This is a genomic window from Rhizobacter sp. P5_C2 (assembly GCF_054049715.1).
The window spans coordinates 1-7,538 of record NZ_JBFULV010000173.1 but is presented as its reverse complement, the minus strand read 5'-3'; the positions used below and the strand labels follow the sequence as shown (position 1 = coordinate 7,538).

Annotated in this window: 7 protein-coding genes; 6 read left to right on the top strand and 1 reads right to left on the bottom strand. The window is 71.7% G+C overall.

The window, feature by feature from the left end:
- The 5 genes from ACXJLU_RS31930 to ACXJLU_RS31910 all read left to right on the top strand — a co-directional run.
- On the top strand, window positions 1–1,198 hold a 1,198-nt coding region (locus ACXJLU_RS31930; protein ID WP_457337768.1), incomplete at its 5' end, for a vWA domain-containing protein.
- Window positions 1,199–1,272: 74 nt separating this feature from the next.
- Window positions 1,273–1,893: a TetR/AcrR family transcriptional regulator gene (locus ACXJLU_RS31925; RefSeq protein ID WP_457337767.1), complete on the top strand. Its 621-nt coding sequence runs from the start codon at window positions 1,273–1,275 to the stop codon at window positions 1,891–1,893.
- A gap of 40 nt (window positions 1,894–1,933) precedes the next feature.
- Window positions 1,934–2,965: an MBL fold metallo-hydrolase gene (locus tag ACXJLU_RS31920; protein WP_457337766.1), complete on the top strand. Its 1,032-nt coding sequence runs from the start codon at window positions 1,934–1,936 to the stop codon at window positions 2,963–2,965.
- Between the two features lie 18 nt (window positions 2,966–2,983).
- Window positions 2,984–3,376 (top strand): Ig-like domain-containing protein, encoded by a 393-nt coding sequence (locus ACXJLU_RS31915; RefSeq protein ID WP_457337765.1) that lies wholly within the window; start codon window positions 2,984–2,986, stop codon window positions 3,374–3,376.
- Window positions 3,376–4,236 (top strand): MipA/OmpV family protein, encoded by an 861-nt coding sequence (locus ACXJLU_RS31910; RefSeq protein ID WP_457337764.1) that lies wholly within the window; start codon window positions 3,376–3,378, stop codon window positions 4,234–4,236. Before ACXJLU_RS31915 ends, ACXJLU_RS31910 begins: the two co-directional genes overlap by 1 nt.
- On the opposite strand, the gene ACXJLU_RS31905 is transcribed toward ACXJLU_RS31910, so the two are convergent.
- A complete protein-coding gene (locus tag ACXJLU_RS31905; RefSeq protein ID WP_457337763.1) occupies window positions 4,237–4,662 on the bottom strand; it encodes a hypothetical protein in 426 nt (141 codons plus the stop codon). It lies immediately after the preceding gene.
- Between the two features lie 276 nt (window positions 4,663–4,938).
- Between ACXJLU_RS31905 and ACXJLU_RS31900 the strand changes: the two genes are divergently transcribed.
- Window positions 4,939–7,538, top strand: a 2,600-nt coding sequence (locus ACXJLU_RS31900) for an NACHT domain-containing protein (protein ID WP_457337762.1), incomplete at its 3' end; no start/stop codon positions are given.

Here is a 7,538-nt window from a genome sequence, read left to right as displayed (position 1 = left end):
GGCCGCGGGCTCGGCGGCCGATTCGGTGCGCGAGCGCGCGGTGGCGCCCGCCGCACCGGCCGCGAAACCCGCGCCCGAGCCGAGCGCGTCGTTCGCACCCGAGCCCTGGCCTGCACCGCCTGCACCGCAGCCGACGAAGCCCCGACCGACGCGCGAGACCGTCACCGCCGGCATGGTCGACGACAACGCCGACTTCGGCGAGTACCTCGCGTACCGGCAGCGCAACGCTGGCCTGCCGGTGCGCGAGCGCGACATCGCCGAACGCTACCTGCTGGAGGTGACCGACGCGCAGGGCGACCCGGTGCACGACGCCGAGGTGGCGATCCAGCGCCCCGGCCTCGCGCAGCCGGTGATGTGGGCGCGGACCGACACCGCCGGCCGGGTCTGGCTGCACCCGCGCGCCTTCCTGCCGCAAGGCGTGCAGGGGGACCGGACGCTCGGCATCGCGGTGCGCAAGAACGGCGTGCAGGGCCGGGCGCTGCTGCAGCGCGGCCAGGCGAGCGCGGTGCAGGTGCGGCTCGGTCAGACCGTGGCCGCGCAGCGCCCGCGGCTCGACCTCGTCTTCATGGTCGACGCGACCGGCTCGATGGGTGACGAGATCGCGAAGCTGAAGACCTCGATGCTGGCGATGGCGCAGCAGATCGCGCAGCTGCCGGTGCAGCCTGACCTCTGCTGGGGGCTGGTGGCCTACCGCGACCGCGGCGACGCCTTCCTGACCCGCACGCAGGACTTCACCGACGACCTGCGCGGCTTCCAGCAGGTGCTCGGCCAGTTGCAGGCGAACGGCGGCGGCGACACGCCCGAGGCGCTGAACGAGGCGCTGCACGAGGTGGTGCACGGCCTGAGCTGGCGGCGCGATGCGGCCCGCATGGTGGTGCTGGTGGCCGATGCGCCGCCGCACCTGGACTACGGCGGCCCGCAGTACGACACCGACATGCAGGCCGCGCTCGCGAAGGGCATCAAGCTGTTCGCGGTGGGCGCGAGCGGGCTCGACCCGGTCGGCGAGTACATCTACCGGCAGATGGCGCAGTACACCGCGGGCCGCTTCGTGTTCCTGACCTACCGCGATGCGGCCGACCCGGCCAGCGGACCCGGCACGCAGACGACGCACGACGTGAAGCAGTACTCGGTGCAGACGCTGGACCGGCTGGTGGTGAAGCTGGTGGCGGACGAGCTGGCGAAGCTGAAGCGTACTTGACAACATGTGCACATGGTGTAAAGTTGATGCAATTGATCAACCGCTTGGAGCCGCCCGGCTTCGAGCCCTGCACCATGCCACCCGACACCGTCGAGCCGACCACCGCACGCCGCGACGCCATCCTGCAGGCCGCAGCCGGCGTCTTCCTGCGCTACGGCTACCGCAAGACCTCGATGGACGACCTGGCGCGCGCGGCCGACCTGTCGCGCCAGGGCCTCTACCTGCACTTCGCCAACAAGGAGGCGTTGTTCAAGGAGGTCGTCGTGCAGCTGATCGGCCAGAGCCGCGCCACGATGCGCGCGGCGCTGGCGCGCGATGAGCTGCCGATCGAAGAGCGCCTGCTGGTCGCCTTCATGGCGCTGAAGTCGCAGGCCGACGGCACCGAGCTGCCGCAGGAGCACCTGGCCGAGCTGTTCGCCACGGCCACGCAACTGGTCGGCCCGGTGCTCGACGAGCTGGAGCAGGCGATGGTCGCCGACCTGTCGCGCGCGCTGACGGCCAGTGGCGTCGCCGCCACCTGGAAGGACGCCGGCGTCAGCGCCAAGGACCTGGCGCTGCACCTGTCGGCCGCGTCGCACGGCATCAAGCACCACGCCCGCAGCACCGCCGACTACCGCGAGCGCATGCGCGTCGCGATCCGGCTGGTGTGCCGCGCGCCCGTTCTTTCGCCCTCGCACTCGCCCGCGCGCCGCTGAGCGCCCGCCCCCTTTCCTGCGTCACCGGAGTGATCCCGCCATGAGTTCCGCCACCCTCTGCCCCCGCCGCACCACGCCGGCCGACCACACGGCCTCGCCGCAGCACCGCGACGGCAAGTTCCGCAACGTCGTGCCCCGGCAATCGCCCGGCTTCCTGAAGACGCTCGGCATCGCCTGGCGCGTGTTGACCAGCAAGCCCGACACCACGGTGCCGCGCGCACCGATCCCGGTGCAGGCGCTCAGCGCGGCAGCGCTCGCCGACGCGCCCGATGCAAGTCTGTTTCGGCTCGGCCATTCGACGCTGCTGCTGAAGCTGGCTGGCGAGTTCTGGCTCACCGATCCGGTGTTCTCCGAGCGCGCGTCGCCRGTGCAGTGGGCCGGCCCGAAGCGCTTCCATGCGCCGCCGATCGACATCGACGCGCTGCCGCCGATCAAGGGCGTGATCCTGTCGCACGACCACTTCGACCACCTCGACCATGACGCCATCCTGCAGCTCGCGCCGAAGGTGGAGGTGTTCGTCACGCCGCTGGGCGTCGGCGACCGGCTGATCGCCTGGGGCATCGATGCCGCCAAGGTGCGCCAGCTCGACTGGTGGCAGCAGACCGCCGTGCACGGTGTGCAGCTGGTCGCCACGCCGGCGCAGCACTTCTCGGGCCGCAGCCTGCGCGACGGCGACAGCACGCTGTGGGCCTCGTGGGTGATCGTCGCCGGCGACCTGCGGCTGTTCTTCAGCGGCGACACCGGCTACCACGCCGACTTCAAGACCATCGGCGACCGGCTGAGCCCGTTCGACGTGACGCTGCTCGAGACCGGCGCCTACGACAAGCAATGGCCCGAAGTCCACATGCAGCCCGAGGAGACGCTGCAGGCCCACCTCGACCTGCGCGGGCGCTGGCTGATGCCGGTCCACAACGGCACCTTCGACCTCGCGATGCACCCGTGGCACGAGCCCTTCGACCGCATCCTCGACCTGGCCGCGACGCATGGCGTGCGGCTGGCCACGCCTGAAATGGGCGAGCGCCTCGCGCTGGATGCGCCCCAGCCGGGGAAACGGTGGTGGACGAGCGTGTGAGCGGGGTAGCATCGGCTGATGCGACGACCTGCCCACCTTTTTGCCGTGCTCGCCGGTGCGGCGCTGCTCACCGCCTGCGGTGGCGGCTTCTACGTCGAATGGAGCAACGGCTTCGATGACGACGGCCCGCCGAGCGTGCAGCTGGTCGCGTCGTCGTCGTCGGTGCAGGCCGGCGGCTCGGTGCGGCTGTCCGCGGCGGCCAGCGACCAGAGCGGCATCGACGAGGTGCGCTTCTACCGCCTCGACGGCCTCAGCTCGGTGCTGCTCGGCGGCGACAGTTTTCCGCCCTACGAATGGACGCTGACCGGCCCGACCGACGGCCGCAGCACGGTGCGCGTGTATGCCCGGGCGATCGACAACGACGGGCATGCCGCCGACAGCAGCACGCTGGTCCTGGACGTGACGCCCTGATGCGCCGGTTGCCGCGGGTCCTCACGTTCGTCCTTCCACTCGTTCTCGCCACCTCGCTCGTCCACGCGCAGCAGGCCGATGCCCCGCCCGCCAAGGTCGAGGCCACGCCGAGCGGCAAGCCGCTGTGGGAGATCGGCGTCGGCGTGGTCGGCGTCAACGGCCCCGACTACCCGGCTGCCGGCACGCGCCATTCGCGCATCGCGCCGGTGCCGATCTTCGTCTACCGCGGCGAGCGCCTGCGTGTCGACGAGGACGGCGTGCGCAGCCGGTTGTTCGCCGGCGGGCGGCTCGAGCTCGACTTCTCGGGCGCCGTCGCGTTCAATGCGCGCGACAACGATGCGCGGCGCGGCATGCCCGGCCTCGACTACCTGTTCGAACTCGGCCCGCAGCTGCGCTGGCGCCTGCCGCTGCAGGACGGGCAACAGGTCAGCGCCCACCTGAAGGCGCGCGCGGTGTTCTCGACCGATGGGCGCGGCATCGACCGCCATGGCAGCGTCGTCGAGCCCGAGTTGCGCTGGCAGCGCCGCGGCTGGCCCGACAGCGAAAGCCAGGTGCAGCTGAGCGTCGTCAGCACCTGGGCCAGCGAATCGCTGCACGACTACTTCTACCAGGTGGATCCGCGCTACGCGACTGCGCAGCGCTCGGCCTATGACGCGAGCTCCGGCTACTTCGGCAGCGGCCTGCGCGCCTGGTGGTCACGGCGCATCGCGACCGACACGGTGCTGAGCCTCGGCAGCTCGTTCAACAGCCATGGCGGTGCGGCCAACCGCACGAGCCCGCTGTTCGAGCGCAGCAACACGGTCAGCTTCGCGGCGGCGCTGATCTGGACGCCGTGGCACAGCGCCGAGCGCGTGCCCTGATCAGAACTCCACCATCAGGTGGATCACGTGCGAGCCGATGCGTTTTTCAACGCGCGGGATGAACGCGATGCGCGCCGTCACCCCTTGCACCGTGAACAGCGACATCGTCGGCACGAACAGCGGCTGCACCGCATGGTCGTAGCCGGTCACGCCGCCCATCGTCACGCCGAAGCGGCCGTGCTCCAGCGTGTAGCCGGCGTAGACGCTGTTGCGGCGCAGCGAGTTGTGATACGCGCCGATGGTCCAGTTCTCGTCGCTGCGGTAGTACGCGCCGGGGTTCGAGTTGTTGTAGCGCTTGGCCGGGATGTGCTTGCTCGCGATGTGCAGGCCCCAGGTCTCGGCCGACGCCACCGGGGCGAAGGCGGCGAGCGACAGCCCGGCCACGGTGGCGAGGCATGCGGCGATGAAGGTGCGGGGCAGGAACATGGGGCAGGCTTTCGAACAGGTCTGTCTGTGCTCCTTCTTTTCGACGCCCCGGCGGTCGCACGAAGCCGTCGTTTCGAACCCTGACGCCTGTCCGCGCACAAGAACACGGCATTTGTTGGCGCTCGCACCGGTGGTTACAGCTGGGTTTCATCGGGCTGACACAGGCTGTCAGGCGTCCCCCTAGGTCACCGGTCAGGCGGCGGCTGACAAGCGCCTCGCCCGGTCCTACAGTCGCGCCGAGGCCGCCACACGAACGGCCCCCAAGGGACACGGCCCATGAAGCCCGACGACACAACGACATCCGACACTTCACACGCCACTTCGTCCGCGCCGACGCTGCCCGACGACTGGCAGGCGCTGCGCCAGGCCGAACAGCTCGCGCTGCAGGCGCGGCGCCGCCATGCGCTCGGTCTCGCCGACGACGAGACGCACCCGGCGCTGAAGCTGCCGAGCGTCGGCCTCGCGCTGTCCGGCGGCGGCGTGCGCAGCGCGACCTTCGCGCTCGGGCTGCTGCGCGGCCTGGCGCAGAACCACGGCCAGCCGAACAGCGAGCGCGCCGACCCGGCCGACCGCTCGCTGGTGGCCGACGGCATGCTGGGCCGCGTCGACTACCTGTCCACCGTGTCGGGCGGCGGCTACACCGGCGCGATGTTCGGCCGGCTCGTCAATGCCTTCGGGCTGCAGCAGGCGCAGGCGCTGCTTGCGCGCAGCGATTCACCGGTGCTGCAATGGCTGCGCCGCAACGGCCGCTACCTGTCGCCGGCCGGCTCGCGCGACATCGGCATCGCGGTCGTCACCTACCTGCGCGCCTGGCTCGCGATCCACACCGAATTCATGTTCGCCTGCATGTTGCTCGGCCTGCTGGTGATCGCGCCGCACCTGTGGCAGCACAGCACGCAGCAGCTCGACCCGCAGGGCTGGGAGCGGTGGTTCACGCCATGGTGGCCGGTCGCGCTGGCGCTGTGGGCCGCGACCGCGCCGGGGCTCGTCGCCGGCTACTGGGCGGCGCGCGACACGCACGACCCCGATGCGCGCGCCGTCGGCCCGGGCTGGCGCGACGTGGTGTTCGTCACCGCGATGGCCTTCGCCGCGTGGCTGCTGCTGCGCGAGCTGCGCAGTGGCAGCACGGTGAACCCGGTGCAGGACGCGCTCGACTGGGCCACCGCCGCCTTGCTGGCGCTGCTGTCGATCGTGGTCGGCCAGCTGTTCGTGCAGGCGCGGCTCGCGCTCGGCCGCGAGCCGCATGCGCTGGCCGTCGCGCGGCTGCGCAACCAGCTGACGCGCTGGCTGAAGGCGGCCACCCTGGTCGTCGTCGCGATCGGCGGGCTCGGTGCGCTCGACCGCGCGAGCTGGTGGGTGCTGGAAGAGCTGCAATCGGGCAACCAGTGGCTGTGGGGCGGCGTCGGCTTCGGCGGCGTGGTGGTGCTGGTGCTGCGCCGGCTCGCGCAGCCGCTGCAGCAGATGGCGGCCGAGGCCGGCGCCCGCGCGCGCGGCTGGCTGCCGCGGCTGATGGACGTCGGCTCGCTGGTCGGCCTGCTCGCGCTGGTGACGGCCTGGCTGGTCGTGCTGCAGTGGTTCGTGTTCGCGCCCGACACCTTCAGCGCGCTGCGCGAGGTGCCGGCGTGGATGCGCGCGCTGCTGATCGGCGGGCTGTGGCTGGGCTGGATCGTGCTGACCGCCGGCAATGCGCAGATGGCGAACACCTCGTCGCTGCACAGCTTCTACCGCGCGCGGCTGACGCGGGCCTACCTCGCGGTCGGCAACCCGCGGCGCGGGCTGGTGGGTGACGCGCAGGGCGGCCCGGTCGTGCGCGGCGACGTCACCAGCGTGGTCGACGGCGACGACACCGCGCTCGACAGCTACCGACCCGAAACCCGCGGCGGCCCGATCCACCTGGTCAACACCTGCCTGAACCAGACGCGCGACGACCAGAGCGGCCTCTACAACGCCGACCGCAAGGGCACCGCGGTGACGGCCACCTGGCGCGGGCTGGAGATCGGGCCGGACGAGTTCGTCGCGCTGCAGCCGGGTGACGACACCGGCACGCTGGGCCGCTGGATCGCGGTGTCGGGCGCGGCGGCGTCGCCGGGGGCCGGCTCGTACACCTCGCGCGGGCTCGCGCTGCTGGTGTACTTCCTCGGCGTGCGGCTCGGCCACTGGGTGCGCGCGCCGCGCGACTCGGCGCAGTTGCGCTGGCTCAGCCGCCTCGCATGGCGCTTCGCGCCGAAGCCGCTGATGCTCGCGAGCGAGGCCTCGGCCACCTTCTACGGGGTCGAGCGGCCGTGGTGGTACCTGTCGGACGGCGGGCATTTCGAGAACAGCGGCATCTACCCGCTGCTGAAGCGCGAGACCGACTTCATGGTGCTGGCCGACGGCAGCTGCGACGGCGACTACTGCTTCGGCGACATCGAGAACCTGGTGCGCAAGGCGCGCATCGACTTCGGCGCCGAGATCGATTTCTACACCCGCGAAGAGGCCCAGCACCTGTTCAGCCTGGCCGGCAGCGACCTGACCGTTCTGTCGCCGGAGCACATGGCCGACAACCATTCGTCCCGCGGCGTGCTGCTCGCGCGCGTGCGCTACCGCGAACGCGCCGGTGCGCGCGGGCCGTGGCGCCCCGAGGCGACGCTGCTGGTGGTCAAGCCGAACCTGCACGACGCGCTCGACGTCGACCTGCTGGCCTATGCGCGCCAGCACGAGGGCTTTCCGCACGAGTCGACCGGCGACCAGTCGTTCGACGAAGCGCAGTGGGAGAGCTACCACCGGCTCGGCGAGGACTTCGGCCGCGCGCTGCACGACACCTGGCTCGCGCAGCTGCCCGGCTGGCGCAGCCCGGCGCGGCACGGGCTGCGCGTGGCCGCGCGCCTGCGCAGCGC

Bases quoted from the DNA above. Each gene is read 5' to 3' on its own strand.
- ACXJLU_RS31925 (WP_457337767.1), top strand. From the start codon at position 1,273: ATGCCACCCGACACCGTCGAGCCGACCACCGCACGCCGCGACGCCATC.
- ACXJLU_RS31915 (WP_457337765.1), top strand. From the start codon at position 2,984: ATGCGACGACCTGCCCACCTTTTTGCCGTGCTCGCCGGTGCGGCGCTG.
- ACXJLU_RS31910 (WP_457337764.1), top strand. From the start codon at position 3,376: ATGCGCCGGTTGCCGCGGGTCCTCACGTTCGTCCTTCCACTCGTTCTC.
- ACXJLU_RS31905 (WP_457337763.1), bottom strand. From the start codon at position 4,662: ATGTTCCTGCCCCGCACCTTCATCGCCGCATGCCTCGCCACCGTGGCC.